Here is a 19,902-nt window from a genome sequence, read left to right on the forward strand (position 1 = left end):
AGTTACAGAACGGCGTCCTTGCGCACGCCATTGGAGGCAAAGAACCGCTTGAGGCGCACCAGCGCTTCCTGCTGGATCTGCCGCACGCGCTCGCGCGTGAGCCCCATCTCGTCGGCCAGCTCCTCGAGCGTGGCCGGTTCGATGTGATTCAGGCCGAAGCGGCGCTCGATCACGTGCCGATGCTTGTCGGACAGCCGCGACAGCCACGCGCGCGTGAGCGTCTCGAGCTCGCGATGCTGCACCTCGGCGTCGGGCGACTGGCTCTGGTCGTCGGGCAGCAGGTCGAGCAGGCTGCTCGCGGGATCGAGGTCAAGCGGCGCGTCGAGCGACGCCGTATGCTCGTTGAGCGCGAGAATGTCGGTGACTTCCTCGGCGGTCTTGCCGGTGAGATAGGCGATGTCGTCGATGCTGGCTTCGCGGCGCTCGGCCGCCTCGCCCGTCGACATCGAATTCTTTTCGAGGTGGCGCTTCGCGCGCAGCACCTGGTTCAGTTCGCGGATCACGTGCACGGGCAGGCGCACGGTGCGAGCCTGGTTCATGATCGCCCGTTCGATGCTCTGCCGGATCCACCACGTCGCGTAGGTCGAGAAGCGAAAGCCGCGCGTCGGGTCGAATTTCTCGATCGCGTGCATCAAGCCGAGATTGCCTTCCTCGATCAGGTCGAGCAGCGGCACGCCGCGGTTCAGGTAACCCTTCGCGATGCTGACGACGAGACGCAGGTTCCGCTCGATCATCACCTGCCGTGCCTCGAATTCGCCGGCCTTTGCGAGACGGGAATAGCGCTGCTCCTCCTCGACGGTCAGGAGCGGCTTCACGCTGATGCGGTTCAGATAATGCTGGATCGTGTCGGCCGTGAGTTCGGCCTGCAGCATTGCGCGGAAATCGTCGACGTCGGGCGCGGCTTCCGCCCGGCCCTCGCGCTCTTCGTCACCGTCCGCTTCGGCGTCGCTTGCCTCGAGATCACGTTCGTTTTCCGCGACGTCGTCTTCGTCGTCCTTCGAAGCGCCAGCTCGCTCCACCGATGCTTGCGTGGCACGACTGATCTTCTCAGACTCGGCTTGCGGCTCGTGGCGCTTCGATTTCGGCATGGTCGTCTCGGTTATTGAGGCGGCAAATACTTCAGCGGATCGACAGGTTTACCCTGCCGGCGAACCTCGAAATGCAGCATCACGCGGTCAGCATCGCTGTTACCCATCTCGGCGATCTTCTGCCCCTTCGTTACCGCGTCCCCCTCTTTTACCATCAAAGCGCGATTATGTGCATACGCCGTGAGGTAAGTTGCATCGTGTTTGATGATAATGAGGTTGCCGTAGCCGCGCAGGCCGTTGCCCGAGTAGACGACGCGGCCGTCGGCCGCCGCCTTCACGGCTTCGCCGGACGTGCCGCCGATATTGACGCCCTTGTTCTTCGCGTCGTCGAAACCGTTCAGCACCGGGCCGCGCACGGGCCATGCAAACGTCACGGGGCCGCTCGGCGCTGCTGCCGTATCGCTCGATGCGGCGGCAGCCGGCGACGTGATCGCGGACGACGAGCCCGCGGCCGGCGTCGCGGGACCGCTGCTGAGCGGCGCGGTCGCGACGGCGGCACCGGTGATCGGCGCGGCAGCCGGTGAGCCGGCAACCGCGGCACCGCCCGGCGGCGCGACACGCAGCAGCTGGTCGACTTCGATCTGGTTCGGGTTCGCCAGGTTGTTCCACGTGGCGATGTCGCGATAGTTCTGCCCGTTCTCGAGCGCGATCCGGTACAGCGTATCGCCCGGTTTCACACGGTAGAAACCGGGCGGCGGCGGGCCGAGCGGCACCGCCGGCTGCGCGGCGGCGGTCGTGCCGAGCGATCCGGAGCGGTCGACGACGGGCGCGTTGTCGAGCCGCGTCGCACAGGCGGCCAGTAGCGTGGAGAACGCAGCCACACAGATCGCGCGCTGGGCGAACGTGAGCGGTTCCCTGGTTCGGTTGTTTTGCATCGCGCGCAACATACTCATCGGTTTCAAATCACTCCGGATTTTAAAGGGACAAAGAAAACGCGATCAAGCCGCGACTCCCGCCATTGCGCGTGCGCGACGCGCTCGACGAGCGTGAGCACCTGGGGCTGCCCGCTCTGCGCGCCGACCGGCGCGACGAGCCGCCCGCCGATCGCGAGCTGCTCGAGCAGCGCCTGCGGCACGTCGAGCCCCGCCGCCGCGATCACGATCGCGTCGAAGGGGCCCGCGGACGGCAGGCCGACACGTCCGTCGCCGTAATGCAGACGGATGTTCGGCACGCGCAGCGGCCGCAGGTTCAGCTTCGCGCGCTCGTAGAGCGGCTTGATGCGTTCAATCGAATACACGTCGCGTGCCACGTGACTCAGCACGGCGGCCTGGTAACCGCAACCGGTGCCGATCTCGAGGACACGCTCGAGCGTGCGGCCGGCCATCGCGAGCTCGATCATGCGCGCGACGACCGACGGCTTTGAAATCGTTTGCTGGTGGCCGATCGGCAACGCGGAATCCTCATAGGCCTGCGTCGCGAGCCCAGGATCCACGAACATGTGGCGCGGCACCGCGGCCATCGCATCCAGCACGCGCGCATCGGTCACGCCGTTCGCGCGCAGGCGTTCGACCATGCGCTCGCGCACGCGTTCCGACGTCAGCGCGAACGCACCGGCCGGCGCGACGCTTGGCGCAGCGGGCTTCGGCATCGCGGGCTTCAGCACGGTCGGTTTCGGTGCGGTCGCCGGCTTCGCGGCGGTCGTGCCGGGCACCGTACGGGCAACGCCCGTCTTCACCGCCACCGGCTTCAGCACGGCGGCAGGCTTGTCGACGGCCTTCGGCACCGCGCTCGCCGCATGGCGTTCGCCGGCCCGTCCCTCCGATTTGCGTGGCGCTCGCTTGAGATCTTCGAGCGCGAGCGGGAACCGCTTCGCGCGCTCGCCGCTCATGAAGCCCGCCCTCCAGCGCGCGCCCATTCGCGCGTTGCAGGCAGCATTTGCGTATGCGTGAGATCGAGCTGCAGCGGCGTGATCGATACGAAACCGTTTGCGACGGCGTGGAAATCGGTGCCTTCGCTCGCGTCCAGCGCCGCACCCGCGGCACCGATCCAGTAGACCGGCTCGCCGCGCGGGTCGGTTTGGCGAATCACCGGCTGGGACGGGTGACGCTTGCCGAGGCGCGTGACCTGCCAGCCTTTCAGTTCGTCGTACGGCAGATTCGGAATATTGACGTTCAGCAGCGGCTGACCGGGCAACGGCTGTGCGAGATAGTGCGCGACGATTTCCGCGGCGACGCGCGCCGCGTCCGCCAGATGCGCCCAGCCCTTGTCGGCCAGCGAGAATGCAATGGCCGGCACGCCGAACATGATGCCTTCGGTGGCGGCCGCAACTGTCCCTGAATAGAGCGTGTCTTCGCCCATGTTCTGGCCGTTGTTGATCCCCGACACGACGAGGTCGGGCCTCGCGTCGGCCATCCCCGTCAACGCGACGTGCACCGAATCGGTCGGCGTGCCGTTCACGTAGAAGAAACCCGTATTCGCCGCGCGCTGCACCGACAGCGGCCGCGACAGCGTGAGGGAATTCGATGCGCCGCTGCAGTTCTGCTCGGGCGCGATCACCGTGAGGTCGGCCAGCGGCTGCAGCGCGTCGCTGAGCGCGGCGAGACCGGGGGCGAGATAGCCGTCGTCGTTGCTGAGTAGGATTCGCATCCGGCGATTGTAACCGAGGAAAGATGGCGCGAGAGCGACAGTCCGGCAGCTGCGGACGGGCCCGCGCACACGACACGTACGCGGTGCGCCGTCGCATTGCGCGGCGGCGTTCTGCGCGTACGGGAAAACGCCGGGCCGCCCGACGTTTTCCACCCCGAAGGCGTGCCCCTTGCGGGATACCCCCTCGGGAAAACCTGGCGCGAAGCTCCCGGCTTCGGGACGCTCAGATCGCGCCGGCCTCGCGCAGCGCGGCGATCGCCTGCGCGTCGTAGCCGAGCCCGCGCAGCACCTCGTCCGTATGCTCGCCGAGTTCGGGCCCGAGCCAGCGTGTTTCGCCCGGCGTGCCGGACAGCTTCGGCGTGATGTTCGGCAGCGGAATGTCGGTGCCGTCGGCCAGTTTGAATCGCTGGATCATCTGCCGCGCGACGAACTGCGGATCGGTGAACATGTCGGCGGCGCTATAGATGCGCCCGGCCGGCACGTCGGCCGCGTTGAGCACGACGAGCGCCTCGTCGATCGTGCGCGGCGCGAGCCACGCGGCGATCGCATCGTCGATCTCCTGCGTGCGCGGCACGCGTCCGTCGTTCCGTGCAAGCGCGGGATCGTCTGCGAGGTCGTCGCGCTCGATCGCCTTCATCAGCCGCTTGAAGATCGGGTCGCTGTTGCCGCCGATCACGATGCTGCCGTCGCGGCACGCGTAGGTGTTCGACGGCACGATGCCCGGCAGCGACGCGCCGGTGCGCTCGCGCACCATCCCGTACACGCCGTACTCGGGCACCACGCTTTCCATCATGTTGAATACCGCTTCATACAGCGCAACGTCGACCACCTGCCCCGCGCCGCCATTCACCTTGCGATGGTGGAGCGCCATCAGCGCGCCGATCACGCCGTGCAGCGCGGCGATCGAGTCGCCGATCGAGATGCCGATGCGCGGCGGCGGCAGATCCGGATAGCCGGTGATGTGGCGCAATCCGCCCATCGATTCGGCGATCGCGCCGAAGCCCGGCCGGTCGCGGTACGGGCCCGTCTGCCCGTAGCCGGACAGGCGCACCATCACGAGACCGGGGTTGTCGGCCGACAGCACGTCGTAGCCAAGCCCGAGCTTCTCGAGCAGGCCCGGCCGGAAGTTTTCGATCACGATGTCGGCCTCGCGCGCGAGCTGACGCGCGATCGTCTTGCCGGCATCGGATTTCAGGTTGAGGGTGACCGATTTCTTGTTGCGCGCCTGGACCGACCACCACAGCGACGTGCCGCCCTGCTCCGGATGCAGCTTGCGCCACTTGCGCAGCGGGTCGCCACCGTTAGGATCCTCGATCTTGATCACTTCCGCGCCGAATTCGGCAAAGAGGCGCGACGCGAACGGCCCCGCGATCAGCGTCCCGAATTCGAGCACTTTGACGCCCGCGAGCGGGCCCTGGCTGGTGCTCATGTGTCTCCCTGGCATGAGGAACGGCGCCGCCGGCCGGCGGCGCCCGGCTTACATCGTGCGGCGGTCGAGCATCGCGCGGGCGATGGTGCCCGCGTCGACGTATTCGAGCTCGCCGCCCACCGGCACGCCGCGCGCGAGGCGCGTGACCGCGAGCCCGCGTGCCTTCAGCGTCTGGCCGAGGTAGTGCGCGGTGGCTTCGCCCTCGTTCGTGAAGTTGGTCGCGAGCACGACCTCCTTGACGATCCCGTCGGACGCGCGCCGCACGAGGCGGTCGAAATGGATTTCCTTCGGGCCGATCCCGTCGAGCGGGCTCAGCCGCCCCATCAGCACGAAATACAGCCCGCGGTACGTCATCGTCTGCTCGAGCATGATCTGGTCGGCCGGCGTCTCGACGACGCACAGCAGCGTCGGATCACGCTCCTCGTCGCTGCACACCTCGCAGATCTGCGCTTCCGTGAACGTGTTGCACTTCTCGCAGTGCTGCAGATGCTCGGTCGCGAACAGCAGCGACCGGCCGAGCCGCTCCGCGCCCTCCCGATCATGCTGCATCAGGTGGTACGCCATGCGTTGCGCGGATTTCGGCCCGACGCCGGGCAATACGCGCAACGCTTCGACGAGCGCGGACAGGGCGGACGGCTGTTTCATACGGCGGCTGAAGGCTGAACGGGCTGAACGGACGCTGCGCTCAGAACGGCAGCTTGAAGCCCGGGGGCAGCGGCAGACCCGACGTCATGCCGCTCATCTTTTCCTGCGACGTCGCTTCGGCCTTGCGCACGGCATCGTTGAACGCGGCAGCGACCAGATCCTCGAGCATGTCCTTGTCGTCCGCGAGCAGGCTCGGGTCGATCGCCACGCGACGCACTTCGTTGCGGCAGGTCATCGTCACCTTGACGAGGCCGGCACCCGACTGCCCTTCGACTTCGATCTGCGCAAGCTGCTCCTGCATCTTCTTCATGTTTTCCTGCATTTGCTGCGCTTGCTTCATCAGTCCGGCGAGGTTGCCTTTCAACATGGGAATACTCCTTCTTGATCGTGTGAAAACCGGCACGCGGCGCGTGCCGGTCAATATGCGCGGGCGTGATTGTGCCTGTCGCGGTGCGATTCGTTCAATGCAGCGTCGGTGGCGTGCCGTCCGGCGCCGAATCGGCGAGCGGCCGCACCGAGCCTTCGACGATACGCGCGCCGAAGTCACGTACGAGCTGCTGGACGAACGGATCGCCATGGATGTCCTGCTCGGCCTCGCGCTGGCGTGCCGCGCGCGCGGCCGCATCGAGCGCCGCCGCGGTGCGCCGCGCGGGCCCGACCTCGACCGCGACCTCGACAGGCTTGCCGAGCGCGTCGGCCAGCGCGGCCTTCAGCTTCGCGACCTGTGCGGCGTCCGCATACTGCGGCACCGGTACGGACAGTTTCAACGTCGTCGCGTCGACGGCCGTCAGTTCGCTGTTGAACGCGAGCTGATACGCGACGCCCTTCAGCGGCAGCCGTGCGGCCAGTGCCGGCCACTCGCCGTCGAAGCCGACCGGGTCGAGCGCGATCGCAGGCGGCAGCGGCCGCGTGTCGACCGGCGCGGACGGACGGGCCTCCGCCGGCTTCGGCGCAATGCGCACGTCGTCGGGGCCGCTGTCGAACACGGGGACGAAGCCGTCGTCGGCCGCGCCGCCGAACATCTCGTCGGCGCTGAGCGGCACGTATTCGTCCGGCGGGATGTCTTCCCACGGCGGCGGTGCCTGGCGCGTGTCGGCAGCCTGCGGCGCGCGGGCTGCCGCGCGCGGCGTCGGCACCTGCACGGCGGGACGCGATGCCGCCGGCTTCTCGACGGCCGGCTGGGCCGCCGCCGGCTTCGGCGCGGCGCCCGCCCGCGAGCGGTCGGACGACACGCGCATGCCGGCATTGCGCAGCACGTCGAGTGCGGCAGCGGCACCACCGCGAGCCGACGGGCGCGCGGCAGGCTCGGCCGGCGCGGCACGCGGCGCCGGTTCGGCAGGCGGCGCAGGTTCGTCGTTGTGCTTGGCGGCAGCAGGCGGTTCAGGCTCGTTGCGGACAGCCGGTGGCGCATCGCTCGCCGGTGCCGCTTGAGGTGCCGGGTTCGCTTCCGGCTGCTCTGCCGCCGGCGCTTCGGCCGCAGCCGCTGCCGGCGTCGAAACAGGCATCACGACAGGCGAAGTCACCGCATCGCCGAACCGGGCCGGCGACGGACGCGAAGCGGGCACGGCGGGCGCAACCGGTGCGGCCGCTTGCGGGCGTGCTGCCTCCGCGGCTGCCGGTGCCGGCGCCGATGGCCTGGATGCCGCAGCCGACGCAGCAGCAGCGGCCGCACGCGGTGCAGGCGCGGGCACGGCACGCGGCACGGCCGGCTGACCGCCCGGCGCACTACCGGCGCCGACGGCCGGCTCGAACGCGAGCATCCGCAGCAACGTCATCGTGAAGCCGGCGTATTCGTCCGGCGCAAGGCCGAGCTCCGCACGTCCGACCGTCGCGATCTGATAGAACAGCTGAACCTGCTCAGGGCTCAGCATCTCCGCAAAGCGGCGCAGGTCGGCCGCTTCCGGCCATTCGTCGAGTACCGAGCCCGGCGCGAACTGCGCCCAGGCGATCCGGTGCAGCAGGCTGGCAAGATCCTGCAGCGCGGTGGAAAAGGACAGGCTGCGCAGCGACATCTCGTCGGCGATCGAGAGGATCTCCGGGCCGTTGCCGGCCGCGAGCGCATCGAGCAGGCGCACCATGTAGGTCTGGTCGAGCGCGCCGAGCATGCCCGACACGGCCGATTCGGTCACTTCGTTCGCCGAATAGGCGATCGCCTGGTCGGTCAGCGACAGCGCATCGCGCATGCTGCCCTGCGCGGCGCGCGCGAGCAGGCGCAGTGCCTGCTGCTCGAACGAGATCTGCTCTTCGCCGAGGATCCGCTCGAGATGCGACACGATGTGCCCGGCCGGCATCTGCTTCAGGTTGAACTGCAGGCAGCGCGACAGCACGGTGACGGGAATTTTCTGCGGATCGGTCGTCGCGAGGATGAACTTGACGTGCGGCGGCGGCTCCTCGAGCGTCTTCAGCATCGCGTTGAACGCGTGGTTCGTCAGCATGTGCACTTCGTCGATCATGTAGACCTTGAAGCGCGCATCGACGGGCGCGTACACCGCGCGCTCGAGCAGCGCGGCCATCTCGTCGACGCCGCGGTTGCTCGCCGCGTCCATTTCGACGTAGTCGACGAAGCGGCCTTCGTCGATCTCGCGGCACGCGCGGCACACGCCGCACGGCTGCGACGTGACGCCGGTTTCACAGTTGAGCGCCTTCGCGAAGATCCGCGACAGCGTCGTCTTGCCGACACCGCGGGTTCCGGTAAACAGATAGGCGTGATGGAGACGCCCGCCATCGAGCGCGTGCGTGAGCGCCCTGACGACGTGCTCCTGGCCGACGAGCGAAGCGAAATCCTTCGGACGCCACTTGCGTGCGAGAACTTGATAGGTCATCGGGAAATTGTATCAGTAACGCTGCGTCGCGCCGACACGCGAACCGGTGCGGAAAACGGGCAAAGCGCAGGTAAAACGGAGAATGACGCAGAAATAAAAAACGCCCGGCGAACGGGGCGAGAGGAAAGGTGACGAGCCCGACCCTCGGCACTGGCGGAAAACGATTGTGGCTGCTTCGTTCCCGACCTGACCAGGTTCACCGCCCCACCATGCGAGGAGGCCCGTCACGGCATATTCTATCATCGCTTCCGGCCGAATGCGACCGTTTGTTCGCAACAATGCGAATGTTCGAGCAAACCGGCGCGCGTGCGGGCATGTCAATCCGACGCGAACATGCGGATTTATACCGTGACTCTTGTATTTTGCGAGCCGGCCTCCACCTTCCGAACACAACGGTCGAACGGCGCGCCGTACCCCTACTTGCATAGCGGCTACTATCGCCGCCCGCAGCAGATAGCAATTTAGGCTAATATGACGCCCGAACGACCCGCGAGCCGCGCCATGCAGCGCTTACGCCCTTCCTTCCGGAGAGCGGAGTGACCTGCCGCAGCGGCCGGCAGCCGACAGGCCGCCGGAGCGCCGCAACGCGCCAAGCAGGCAGTCCCCGAACCGTAAGAGGTATTGACCCAATGAGCGAACAGATCAAACACATCAGCGACGCATCGTTCGAACAGGACGTCGTCAAATCCGACAAGCCCGTGCTCGTCGACTTCTGGGCCGAATGGTGCGGCCCGTGCAAGATGATCGCCCCGATCCTCGACGAAGTCGCGAAGGACTACGGCGACAAGCTGCAGATCGCGAAGATCAACGTCGACGACAACCAGGCAACGCCGGCGAAGTTCGGCGTGCGTGGCATCCCGACGCTGATCCTGTTCAAGAACGGCGCGGCCGCCGCACAGAAGGTCGGCGCACTGTCGAAGTCGCAGCTCACCGCATTCCTGGACAGCCACCTGTAATCACCGGCCGTTCCGCGGACGTGTTGTCAACCGACAACACGTCCGCCGTCAAGCCGCCGATCGGCCGCTCAGGCGCGAATCGGCGTATGCTAGAATCAAAAACGTCTACAAGACGCATTAAGTCTCAGAGCGCTTCCGCTCGCCCTCCTCCCTTATTTCTTTTCGTCGCTTCTCCTCCCTGGCGGGTTCTCCGTATGCATTTATCCGAGCTCAAGTCTCTGCACGTGTCCGAACTGATCGAAATGGCCAATGGCCTGGAGATCGAAAACGCGAACCGCCTGCGCAAGCAGGAGCTGATGTTCGCCATTCTCAAAAAGCGCGCCAAGACGGGAGAGACGATCTTCGGCGACGGCACGCTCGAAGTGCTGCCGGACGGCTTCGGCTTCCTGCGCTCGCCGGAAATGTCGTACCTCGCCAGCACCGACGACATCTATATCAGCCCGTCGCAGATCCGCCGCTTCAACCTGCACACCGGCGACACCATCGAAGGTGAAGTCCGCACGCCGAAGGACGGCGAGCGCTACTTCGCGCTGGTGAAGGTCGACAAAGTCAACGGGCAGCCGCCCGAGGCCTCGAAACACAAGATCATGTTCGAGAACCTCACGCCGCTGCACCCGAACAAGCCGCTGTCGCTCGAGCGCGAGATGCGCGGCGAAGAGAACGTCACCGGCCGCATCATCGACATGATCGCGCCGATCGGCAAGGGCCAGCGCGGCCTGCTCGTCGCGTCGCCGAAGTCGGGCAAGACCGTGATGCTCCAGCACATCGCACACGCGATCAAGCAGAACCATCCGGACGTCATCCTGTTCGTGCTGCTGATCGACGAACGCCCTGAAGAAGTGACCGAAATGCAGCGCTCGGTCGCCGGTGAAGTGATCGCGTCGACGTTCGACGAACCGGCCACGCGTCACGTCCAGGTCGCCGAAATGGTGATCGAAAAGGCCAAGCGCCTCGTCGAAATGAAGCACGACGTCGTGATCCTGCTCGACTCGATCACGCGTCTCGCACGTGCGTACAACACCGTGATCCCGGCATCGGGCAAGGTGCTGACGGGCGGCGTCGACGCGAACGCGCTGCAGCGTCCGAAGCGCTTCTTCGGCGCGGCGCGCAACATCGAGGAAGGCGGCTCGCTGACCATCATCGGCACCGCGCTGATCGAAACCGGCAGCCGCATGGACGACGTGATCTACGAAGAGTTCAAGGGCACCGGCAACATGGAAGTGCACCTCGAGCGCCGCCTCGCGGAAAAGCGCGTCTATCCGTCGATCAACCTGAACAAGTCGGGCACGCGCCGCGAAGAAATGCTGATCAAGCCCGAGATCCTTCAAAAGATCTGGGTGCTGCGCAAGTTCATCCACGACATGGACGAAGTCGAGGCCATGGAATTCCTGCTCGACAAGATCCGCCAGACGAAGAGCAATTCCGAGTTCTTCGACCTGATGCGCCGCGGCGGCTGATCGCCCTCGCCCCGCACCGAACGGCCGCCCGCGCGTTTCGCCCGGCGGCCGTTTTTTCACCCCAACCTGTACGTGAACGTACAGGTTGATCTATAATCGCGTCTTCGACCCGACCCAAGCCCTGCCATCCCGATGCCGACCGACGCCTCCCCCTCGCTGCTGACCGTGAGCGACGCCGCATCGCGGCTCGGCGTCACGCCGCGCACGCTGAAGTATTACGAAGAGCGGGGGCTCGTCACGCCGTCGCGCAGCGGCGGCCGCTATCGTCTTTACGACGAAGCCGATCTCGAACGCTTCGCCCGCATCCTGCGGCTGCGCGCCCTCGGCTTTTCGCTGCACGGCATCACCGAGATGCTCAAGCGCCCGCTGGAGGAAACGGGCGACGGTCGGCGCCGCTATTCGGACGCGTCATTACGCGACATCCGCTCGGGGCTCGCCGAGCAGATCGACACGCTCGACCAGCGAATCGCGGCCGTCCAGCGTGAGCTGAAGGAAGCCGTCGCGCTGCGCAAGGAACTGCAGCACGACATCGACTACATCGAACGGCGCCTCGCCGGCGAAAACCCCGACGCGCTGATCGCACAGCGGCAGGCCGAAGCCGGCACGCGGCGCACGCGCAAGGACCGTGAATGAACGTCGCGCCGGGTCGCTCGCCGCTGTGGAGCCGCGCGAACCTGCGTGCGGACCTGTTCCCGTGGGCGCTCGCGCTCGTCACCGGCATCGACTACTTCGACAACGCGGCCTTCTCGTTCTTCGCGAGCTACATCGCGGGCGGCATCAACGCGTCGCCCGACGAACTCGTGTGGTCGTCCAGCGCGTATGCGGTCACCGCCGTGCTCGGCATCCTGCAGCAGCAATGGTGGGTCGACCGGCTCGGGCATCGTCGCTACGTCGCCGGCTGCATGCTGATGTTCTCGTTCGGCGCGATCGCGGCCGCGCTCGCCGACACGTCGCTCGAACTCGCGTTCGCGCGCGGCTTCCAGGGCTACTTCATCGGCCCGATGATGGGAGCCTGCCGGATCCTGATCCAGGTCAGCTTCAAGCCGCAGGAGCGGCCGCCCGCCACGCGCGCATTCCTGATCATGATCCTGCTCGGCAGCGCGCTCGCACCGATCGTCGGCGGGCTGCTCGTCGCGCATTCGACGTGGCGTGCACTGTTCGCGTGCACCGCGCCCGCGGGCATCGCGTTCGCGATCCTCGCACTCCTCACACTGCCCGATTCGGGCAGGACGCCCGACGACGAACGCGGCTCCGGCCATTTCTGGCCGTACGTCGTGTTCGCGCTAGCGCAAGGCGCGCTGCAGATCGTGCTGCAGCAGGTGCACTACCAGCTCTACAGCGGCTCGCCGATGCTGATCATGCTGACGTTCACCGGCTTGGGCGCGCTCGCGTGGTTCGCCCATCACCAGTGGAACCATCCGACGCCGCTCGTGCGGCTGCATGCTTTTCGCGAGCGCACGTTCCAGGTCGGACTGCTGCTGTACATGTTCTATTACTACGAGTCGACCGGCTTCAGCTACCTGACCTCCCGTTTGCTCGAAGGCGGGCTCGGCTATCCGGTCGAGAACGCCGGGCGCCTGGTCGGCACGATGTCGCTGATCTCGGCCACCGCGCTATTCGCCTACCTGCGCTATGCGAAGCGCGTCACGCACAAGAAATGGTTCGTCGTGCCGGGGTTCGCGATCGCGATCGTCGCCGCGCTGTGGATGACGCGGATGACGCCGCAGGTCGGCGAGGCCGCGCTGATCGTCCCGCTGCTGCTGCGCGGGCTGTTGCTGCTGTTCATCGTGCTGCCGGTCGCGAACCTGACGTTCCGCATCTTCGCGATCGACGAATACACGCACGGCTACCGGCTGAAGAACATCGTGCGGCAACTGACGATCTCGTTCGCGACGTCATCGGTGATCATCGTCGAGCAGCACCGGCTGGCCGTGCACCAGACGCGGCTCGTCGAGCGCGCGAACGTGTTCGATCCGCTGTTCCAGCAGACCGTCGACACCCTCGCGCGCAGCTACGCGGCCGCCGGCCATGCACTGAACGAGGCGCACGCCCTCGCGATCGCATCGATCGCGCGAATGGTCGCGCAACAGGCGTCGTTCCTCGCGTCGCTCGACGGTTTCTATTTCCTCGCAGGCGTCGCGCTCGTCGGCGGCCTCTTCGCGGCATGGCAAAAAGAGATCGATTGAGTTAAAAGACAGGCTTTGGATCTTCCTGCGCTGCTTCCATGCTCTCGAAACTGACCCGCTGGTTCGACGACCGCCGCCGCGACCGCGCACTGCGCAGCCACCCGATTCCCGATGCGCTGTGGCAAGACACCGTCGCGCGCCTGCCGTTCCTCGATGCGCTGACGCCGGGCGACCTGGGCCGGCTGCGCGAGCTGACGAGCCTGTTCATCGCGAAGAAATCGTTTTCGACCGCGCACGGGCTCGAACTGACCGACGAGATGATCGTCGCGATCGCCGCCCAGGCGTGCCTGCCCGTGCTGAACCTCGATTTATCGCTGTACGACGGCTGGGTCGGCGTCGTCGTGTATCCGGGCGAATTCGTGATCCGCAAGACCGTGCAGGACGAGGACGGCGTCGTCCATGAAGTCGAGCAGGATGCGAGCGGCGAAGCGTGGGAAGGCGGACCGGTGATCCTGTCGTGGGAGGACGCGCAGATGACGGACGGCCGCGACGCGTACAACGTCGTGATCCACGAGTTCGCGCACAAGATCGACATGGTCAACGGCGAAGCCGACGGGTATCCGCCCCTCTTTCGCCGCTGGCACGCGCCGCACCTGGACGCGCAGGCGTGGGCCGACGTGTTCGAGCACGCGTACGACCAGTTCTGCGCGCGGGTCGATGCGGTGCCGGATCGCGCGTGGGCGCGCTTCGAGCGCGACTCGCTGATCGATCCCTATGCGGCCGATCATCCGTCGGAATTCTTTGCGGTGTGCAGCGAGGCGCTGTTCGTGCGGCCGCGTGCGTTCGAGTCCGAATTTCCGGAGCTCTACCGCCTGCTCGCCCGCTACTACCGACAGGATCCGGCCCGGACGGGCGCCCTCGACGCGTGATGAAAATTATTCGTCAACCGTCTGATTTTCTGGCATAATCCACATTTTTCGACCTTAGGCAAGTGGCTCGCGCCGGGCTTGACGTCCGCTGATCCGCGCAAATTGCGCGATCCGGCACGGCAAGCGGCGGGTTGGCTACCGCTCTCACCAAGGAAAGACCATGAAAGAAGGCATCCACCCGAATTACCGCGAAGTCGTCTTCCAAGACATGTCGAACGGCTTCAAGTTCATCACGCGCTCGACGATCCAGACGCGTGAAACCATCGACCACGAAGGCAAGACCTACCCGCTCGCCAAGATCGAAGTGTCGTCGGAATCGCACTCGTTCTACACGGGTCAGCAAAAGATCATGGACACGGCAGGCCGTGTCGAGAAGTTCAAGAACAAGTTCGGCGTACGCGCCAACGGCAAGGCGAAGTAAGCTTCGCACCGATCCGGTGGTTGCAATGCACCGGTACCGCACGAAAGGGCAGCCCAGGCTGCCCTTTTTTGTCTCCGCTCGCCGGGAAAACACCACACGCCGGCCAGCGCCCGGGCAATCGTCCGACGCACAACGGCCGGCACGTCTACAATGCCGGATGCTCGAATCCGGCACCGTCGGCACATGACCGCACCGGCCGCCCGCCCATAACAAATCGCACATCTGCATGAAGCCTGTCGTTCGTCTCACCGCCTCCGCCACGCGCGCGCTGCCGCGCTGGCTGCTGCTCACGCTCTGCCTCGTCTACGCGGCGTTCGGCCTGTTCGGCCGCGACCCGTGGAAGAACGAGGACGCGGCGGGCTTCGGCGTGATGTGGACGATGGCCACCGGCGGCTGGCACGACTGGCTGCTGCCGAATCTCGTCGGCAAGTTCATCACGACCGACGGGCCGCTCGGCTACTGGCTCGGCGCGCTGTCGATCCGTGCGCTGGCGCCGTGGGTCGACGCGAGCAATGCGTCGCGCGTCGACACGGGCGTGCTGTTCTGCGTCGCGTGCGCGTTCGTCTGGTACGCCGCCTACCTGCTCGGCCGGCGCGCCGAGGTCCAGCCGTTCAAGTACGCATTCGGCGGCGAGCCGGAGCCGCGCGACTACGGCCGCACGCTCGCCGACGGCGCGCTGCTGATCCTCGTCGCGTGCTTCGGGCTCGCGGAGCGCGGCCACGAAACGACGCCGCAGCTCGCGCAGTTCGCGTGGATCGCGATGCTCGTGTACGGCATCGTGCGCGGCATCGACAAGCCGATGCAAGGTGCGCTGTGGTGGGGCGTCGCGGTCGGCCTCGTCGCCCTGTCCGGCAATCCGGTGCTCGTCGTCGCGCTGCTCGCCGGCACGGCCGCGCTGTGGCTCGTCACGCCGGAGATGCGCAACCTGCGCCTGCCGCTGGTCGGCCTGCCGCTCGCGGCCGCGATCTTCGCGCTGTGGCCGCTCGCCGCCTCCAATGCGGCGCCCGACGACGCCGCGTGGTTCTTCAACCAGTGGATCCACGGCAGCCTGATGCGCTTTTCGGGGCCGCCGACCGCGGTGCTCGCCTACGCGGCGAAGAACCTGCCGTTGTTCACGTGGCCCGCGTGGCCGCTCGCGATCTGGGCCTGGTGGAGCTGGGCCGGCATGCGCCGGCGCGCGCACATCGCGATTCCACTGTCGGTCGTGGTGCCGCTCGTCGCGCTCGTGATCCTGCAGAGCCAGCAGTCGAACCGCATGTACATGCTGCTGCTGCCGCCGCTCGCGGTGCTCGCCACCTTCGCGCTGCCGACCCTCAAGCGCGGCGCGATCAACGCATTCGACTGGTTCGCGGTGCTGAGCTTCACGATCCTCGGCACCTTCGTGTGGCTCGTGTGGCTCGCGTCGCTCACGGGCTTCCCGCATCCGCTCGCACGCAACCTCGCGCGCCTCGTGCCGGGCTACGAACCGCACTTCAAGATCCTGTCGTTCATCTGCGCGGTGATCGTCACCGTATGCTGGTGCCTGCTCGCGCGCTGGCGCATCTCGCGCCAGCCGAAGGTGCTGTGGCGCAGCGTCGTGCTGTCGGGCGCGGGCACCACGCTGATGTGGGTGCTGCTGATGACGCTGTGGCTGCCGATCGTCAACTACGGCCGGACCTACAGCGACGTCGCGCAACAGATCGCGTCGCATCTGCCGAAAGACTATGAGTGCATCTCGCCCGTGCGGCTCGGCGATGCGCAGATCGCGACCTTCGCGTACTTCGGCGACATGCACTTCGAATTCTCGGGCGACTGCGACGTGATCCTGCGCCAGGACCGCGCGGACTTCGGCGAGCCGAGCGCGATGTCGCAATACGTATGGCGTCTCGTGTGGGAAGGCCGTCGCGTGGCCGACCGCGACGAGCGCTTCCGCCTGTACGAGCGCATCGAGCGGCCGACGACGCCCGTCAAGCGCCGCGGCCCGCGCCACCGGACCGTCGATTGACGATGTTCGCCGACATCCGCCGGATCGTCGGTCTCGCGTGGCCGGTGCTCGTCGGCCAGCTCGCGATCATCGCGTTCGGCGTGATCGACACGGCGATGGTCGGCCGCTACTCGGCCATCGACCTGGCCGCACTCGGGCTCGGCTCGTCGATCTACGTATCGGTCTACATCGGGATGACGGGCATCCTGTCCGCGCTGCAGCCGATCACCGGGCAGCTGTACGGCGCACGGCGCTACGCCGAGATCGGCGAGGAAGTCCGCCAGGCCCTGTGGCTCGCGCTGATGCTTGCGGTACCCGGCTTCCTGCTGCTGCATTTTCCCGAACCGCTGCTGCACATCGCCCACGCACCGCCCGCGCTGCACGACCGCACGGTCGATTACCTGCGGATCCTGTCCTACGGCCTGCCGGCGAGCCTCGTGTTCCGGATCTACAACGCGCTGACCAACGCGGCCGGCAAGCCGCGCCTCGCGATGATCCTGCAGATCGGCGCGCTGCTGCTCAAGTTTCCGCTCAACGTGTGGTTCATCTTCGGCGGGTTCGGCGTACCGGCCCTCGGCGGCCCCGGTTGCGGACTCGCCAGCACACTGATCAACTGGGCGCTCGCGCTGATCGGCTTCACGCTGCTCGCGAAGCTCGACGTGTTCTCGCCGCTTTCGATCTTCTCGCGCTTTTGCTGGCCCGGATGGGCGCGCCAGAAGGCGATCCTGAAGCTCGGCGTACCGATGGGCCTGTCGTACCTGATCGAGGTCACGTCGTACACGTGCATGGCGCTCTTCATCGCGCAGTTCGGCACGACGACGCTCGCCGGCCACCAGATCGCCGGCAACATCGGCGCGGTGCTGTACATGACGCCGCTATCGATCGGTGTCGCGGCATCGACGCTCGTCGCGCGCGCACTCGGTGCCGGCCGGCCGGACGAGGCGCGCCTGCTCGGCCGGCACAGCGTGATGCTCGCGTGCGGGATCGCGGCCGCTTACGGCGTGCTCGTGTTTGCGCTGCGTCCGCTGATCGTCAGCGGCTACACGCCGAACCCGGCCGTGGCCGCCGCCGCGCTGCCGCTGGTCGCGATCGTCACCTGCTACCACTTCTTCGACGCGCTGCAGATCACGTCCGCATTCGTGTTGCGCGCGTACAAGGTCGCGGTCGTGCCGACCGTGATCTATGCGGTCGCGCTGTGGGGCGTCGGGCTTGGCGGCGGCTACGTGCTCGGCTTCGACGTCGGCGGCATCGCACCCGCCTGGCTGACCGGCGCGCGCGGCTTCTGGTTCGCGAACACGATCAGCCTGATGCTCGCGGGCGCGGGCCTCGCGCTATACCTGCGACACGTCAGCCGCGCGCAGCTGTCCGTCCGCACGGACACGCGGCCCGCGGTTTAAGCATCCTCCAGCACGTCGGCCGCGTGATACGACGACCGCACGAGCGGGCCGGCAACGACTTCCCTGAAACCGAGCGCCAGCCCCTCGTCGCGCCACGCGGCAAACGCATCGGGGCTCACGTAGCGCCGCACCGGCAGATGGTGCGCGGACGGCGCGAGGTACTGGCCGAGCGTCAGCACGTCGACCTCGTGCGCGCGCAAGTCGCGCAGCGTGTCCCGCACCTCGTCGTCGCGCTCGCCGAGCCCCAGCATCAAGCCCGATTTCGTCACGAGCGTCGGCCGCGCGGCCTTCGCCTGCGCGAGCAGTTCGAGCGAGCCGCGATAGTCGGCGCCCGGCCGTGCCGCCCGATACAGCGACGGCACCGTCTCGATGTTGTGATTGAACACGTCCGGCCACGCCGACGACAACGCATCGAGCGCACGCGCGACGCGGCCGCGGAAATCGGGCGTCAGCACCTCGACGCCGATGCCCGGCACGCTCGCGCGCACCGCCGCGATGCAGGCGGCAAAATGTGCGGCGCCGCCGTCGCGCAGGTCGTCGCGATCGACCGACGTGATCACGACGTAGCGCAGTCCGAGCGCCGCGACCGCGTCGGCGAGCCGCGCGGGCTCGTCGGAATCGAGCGGCTCGGGGCGGCCGTGCGCGACATCGCAGAACGGGCAGCGCCGCGTGCACAGCCCGCCCATGATCATGAAGGTCGCGGTGCGCTGCGCGAAGCATTCGCCGATGTTCGGGCACATGGCCTCCTCGCAGACGGAATGCAGCCGGTGATCGCGAAGCACGGCCGCCATGTCGGCGACCGCCCCGCTCATCATCGGCCGCGCCCGCAGCCACGGCGGCTTCGGCAGCGCCGCGCCGGCCGCGGGCTCGACGCGCACCGGAATGCGCGCGAGCTTGTCGCGGCTCCTCGCGCCCGGCTGGCCGAGCGCGGTGAGGCTGGGTCGTTCGAGCGCGGCGGCCATCGTCAGTCTCCGAGAAACGCGACGATCAGGCGGTTCACGTCGGCAGCCGCCTCCATCTGCACCATGTGGCCGCTGCCGGCGATCACCTCGGCCCGCACGCCGTCCGGCAAGCCCTGCGCATGCTGCGCCGGAATCACCTGGTCGCGCTCGCCCCAGATCACGAGCGTGCGCGGCGCGAGCGACCCGACGCGGTCGCGGAACACGCGCCGCTGGGTCGCGCCGTCGAACGCGGCGTTCGCGATCCTCTCCAGTGCGGCCTGCACGCCTTCGAGCCGCTTGTACTTGACGAGGTCCTCGACCAGTTGCCGCGTGACGAGCGCGTGGTCCGCGAACAGCGCGCCGAGGTGCGGCTTCAGCGTATTGCGGCTGTTGCCGGCGACGAAGCCGTCGATGTAGCCGCGGTTGATGTCGGCGCCGAGCCCGGCGCTCGCGATCAGCGTCAGCGACGCCACGCGTTCCGGTGCGCGCTCGGCCGCCGCCATCGCGACCGCGCCGCCCATCGAATGGCCGATCAGATGCGCGCGGTCGATGTGCTGCGCATCGAGCAACGCGAGCACCGCGTCGGCCAGTTCGTCGAGGCTGCCGGTGTCGACCGCCTTGCCCGACTCGCCGTGCCCGGGCAAATCGAGCGCCCACACGGGCCGGTGCGCGGCGAGTACCGCATGGTTGAACAGCCAGTTGTTGAGGTCGCCGCCGAAGCCGTGGATCAGCACCGCAGGCGTGCCCGACCCGTCGCCGAGCTTCAGGAACCGGACCGTGCGTCCGCCGATCTGCGCCTTCTCGGGCTGCGGGCCCGCCGTGTCGTCGGCGGTCGTGCTCGGCACGAAATCGCGCTGGAATTCGGCGATCGCCGCGTCGATGTCGGCATCGCTCGCGTCGGCCGCGGCCACCACGCCGAGCAGCGCACCGACCGGCAGCGTCTCGCCCTCCTGCGCGACCTGCCGGCGCAGCGTGCCGTCGAACGCGCACTCGACGCCCGACGAGATCTTGTCGGTCTCGACGTCGAGCACTTCGTCGCCCTTCGTCACGCGCTCGCCGATCGCCTTCAGCCAGCCGTTGACCTGCCCCTGCTCCATCGACAGCCCCCACTTGGGCATCGTGATCATGTGAATCGACATCGT

18 protein-coding genes and 1 other RNA gene are annotated in these 19,902 nt (G+C 67.4%); 8 read left to right on the forward strand and 11 right to left on the reverse strand.

What is annotated here, in order from left to right; all coding sequences use genetic code 11:
- Positions 1-2: 2 nt before the first annotated feature.
- The 9 genes from rpoS to ffs form a co-directional block, all read right to left on the reverse strand.
- Positions 3-1,088 carry an RNA polymerase sigma factor RpoS gene (gene rpoS, locus DIE23_RS24315; protein WP_124614465.1) on the reverse strand — a complete coding sequence of 362 codons (1,086 nt, stop codon included), beginning with the start codon at positions 1,086-1,088 and terminating at the stop codon, positions 3-5.
- 11 nt (positions 1,089-1,099) lie between these two features.
- A complete protein-coding gene (locus DIE23_RS24320) occupies positions 1,100-1,981 on the reverse strand; it encodes a peptidoglycan DD-metalloendopeptidase family protein (protein WP_124614466.1) in 882 nt (293 codons plus the stop codon).
- Between the two features lie 5 nt (positions 1,982-1,986).
- Positions 1,987-2,916 (reverse strand): protein-L-isoaspartate(D-aspartate) O-methyltransferase, encoded by a 930-nt coding sequence (locus tag DIE23_RS24325; protein ID WP_124614467.1) that lies wholly within the window; start codon positions 2,914-2,916, stop codon positions 1,987-1,989.
- Positions 2,913-3,674: a 5'/3'-nucleotidase SurE gene (gene surE, locus DIE23_RS24330; protein WP_124614468.1), complete on the reverse strand. Its 762-nt coding sequence runs from the start codon at positions 3,672-3,674 to the stop codon at positions 2,913-2,915. Before surE ends, DIE23_RS24325 begins: the two co-directional genes overlap by 4 nt.
- A gap of 223 nt (positions 3,675-3,897) precedes the next feature.
- Positions 3,898-5,103, reverse strand: a complete 1,206-nt coding sequence (locus DIE23_RS24335; RefSeq protein WP_124614469.1) for a CaiB/BaiF CoA-transferase family protein — start codon at positions 5,101-5,103, stop codon at positions 3,898-3,900.
- A gap of 48 nt (positions 5,104-5,151) precedes the next feature.
- A complete protein-coding gene (recR, locus tag DIE23_RS24340) occupies positions 5,152-5,748 on the reverse strand; it encodes a recombination mediator RecR (protein WP_014896897.1) in 597 nt (198 codons plus the stop codon).
- Positions 5,749-5,788: 40 nt separating this feature from the next.
- A complete protein-coding gene (locus DIE23_RS24345) occupies positions 5,789-6,115 on the reverse strand; it encodes a YbaB/EbfC family nucleoid-associated protein (RefSeq protein ID WP_006755698.1) in 327 nt (108 codons plus the stop codon).
- 94 nt (positions 6,116-6,209) lie between these two features.
- Positions 6,210-8,570 carry a DNA polymerase III subunit gamma/tau gene (locus DIE23_RS24350; protein WP_124614470.1) on the reverse strand — a complete coding sequence of 787 codons (2,361 nt, stop codon included), beginning with the start codon at positions 8,568-8,570 and terminating at the stop codon, positions 6,210-6,212.
- Positions 8,571-8,697: 127 nt separating this feature from the next.
- An RNA gene (gene ffs, locus DIE23_RS24355) (signal recognition particle sRNA small type) lies at positions 8,698-8,796 on the reverse strand.
- Between the two features lie 403 nt (positions 8,797-9,199).
- Here ffs and trxA point away from each other — a divergent pair.
- The 8 genes from trxA (at position 9,200) to DIE23_RS24400 (ending at position 17,819) form a co-directional block, all read left to right on the forward strand.
- A complete protein-coding gene (gene trxA / locus DIE23_RS24360; protein WP_006402348.1) occupies positions 9,200-9,526 on the forward strand; it encodes a thioredoxin TrxA in 327 nt (108 codons plus the stop codon).
- A 194-nt stretch (positions 9,527-9,720) separates the two neighbouring features.
- Positions 9,721-10,983: a transcription termination factor Rho gene (gene rho, locus DIE23_RS24365; RefSeq protein WP_006478662.1), complete on the forward strand. Its 1,263-nt coding sequence runs from the start codon at positions 9,721-9,723 to the stop codon at positions 10,981-10,983.
- Positions 10,984-11,115: 132 nt separating this feature from the next.
- Positions 11,116-11,616: a MerR family transcriptional regulator gene (locus DIE23_RS24370; RefSeq protein ID WP_124614471.1), complete on the forward strand. Its 501-nt coding sequence runs from the start codon at positions 11,116-11,118 to the stop codon at positions 11,614-11,616.
- Complete coding sequence (locus DIE23_RS24375) at positions 11,613-13,169, forward strand: MFS transporter (RefSeq protein ID WP_124614472.1); 1,557 nt, start codon at positions 11,613-11,615, stop codon at positions 13,167-13,169. The genes DIE23_RS24370 and DIE23_RS24375 overlap by 4 nt, the downstream gene beginning before the upstream one ends.
- Before the next feature lie 38 nt (positions 13,170-13,207).
- Positions 13,208-14,038, forward strand: coding sequence for a zinc-dependent peptidase (locus tag DIE23_RS24380; protein ID WP_124614473.1), 831 nt, complete (start codon positions 13,208-13,210; stop codon positions 14,036-14,038).
- 160 nt (positions 14,039-14,198) lie between these two features.
- Entirely contained in the window at positions 14,199-14,459 is a 261-nt protein-coding gene (locus tag DIE23_RS24385; RefSeq protein ID WP_124614474.1) for a type B 50S ribosomal protein L31, read from the forward strand.
- Positions 14,460-14,685: 226 nt separating this feature from the next.
- Complete coding sequence (locus tag DIE23_RS24395) at positions 14,686-16,443, forward strand: glycosyltransferase family 39 protein (protein WP_124614475.1); 1,758 nt, start codon at positions 14,686-14,688, stop codon at positions 16,441-16,443.
- A 2-nt stretch (positions 16,444-16,445) separates the two neighbouring features.
- Positions 16,446-17,819, forward strand: coding sequence for an MATE family efflux transporter (locus tag DIE23_RS24400; protein WP_124614476.1), 1,374 nt, complete (start codon positions 16,446-16,448; stop codon positions 17,817-17,819).
- Here the strand turns inward: DIE23_RS24400 and lipA are convergent.
- Complete coding sequence (gene lipA / locus DIE23_RS24405) at positions 17,816-18,781, reverse strand: lipoyl synthase (RefSeq protein WP_124614477.1); 966 nt, start codon at positions 18,779-18,781, stop codon at positions 17,816-17,818. The two genes, DIE23_RS24400 and lipA, sit on opposite strands and share 4 nt — an antisense overlap.
- Positions 18,782-18,783: 2 nt before the next feature.
- Entirely contained in the window at positions 18,784-19,899 is a 1,116-nt protein-coding gene (locus DIE23_RS24410) for an acetoin dehydrogenase dihydrolipoyllysine-residue acetyltransferase subunit (protein WP_124614478.1), read from the reverse strand.
- Between the last annotated feature and the right edge of the window lie 3 nt (positions 19,900-19,902).

Source organism: Burkholderia sp. Bp9143, from assembly GCF_003853645.1.
Lineage (GTDB): Bacteria > Pseudomonadota > Gammaproteobacteria > Burkholderiales > Burkholderiaceae > Burkholderia.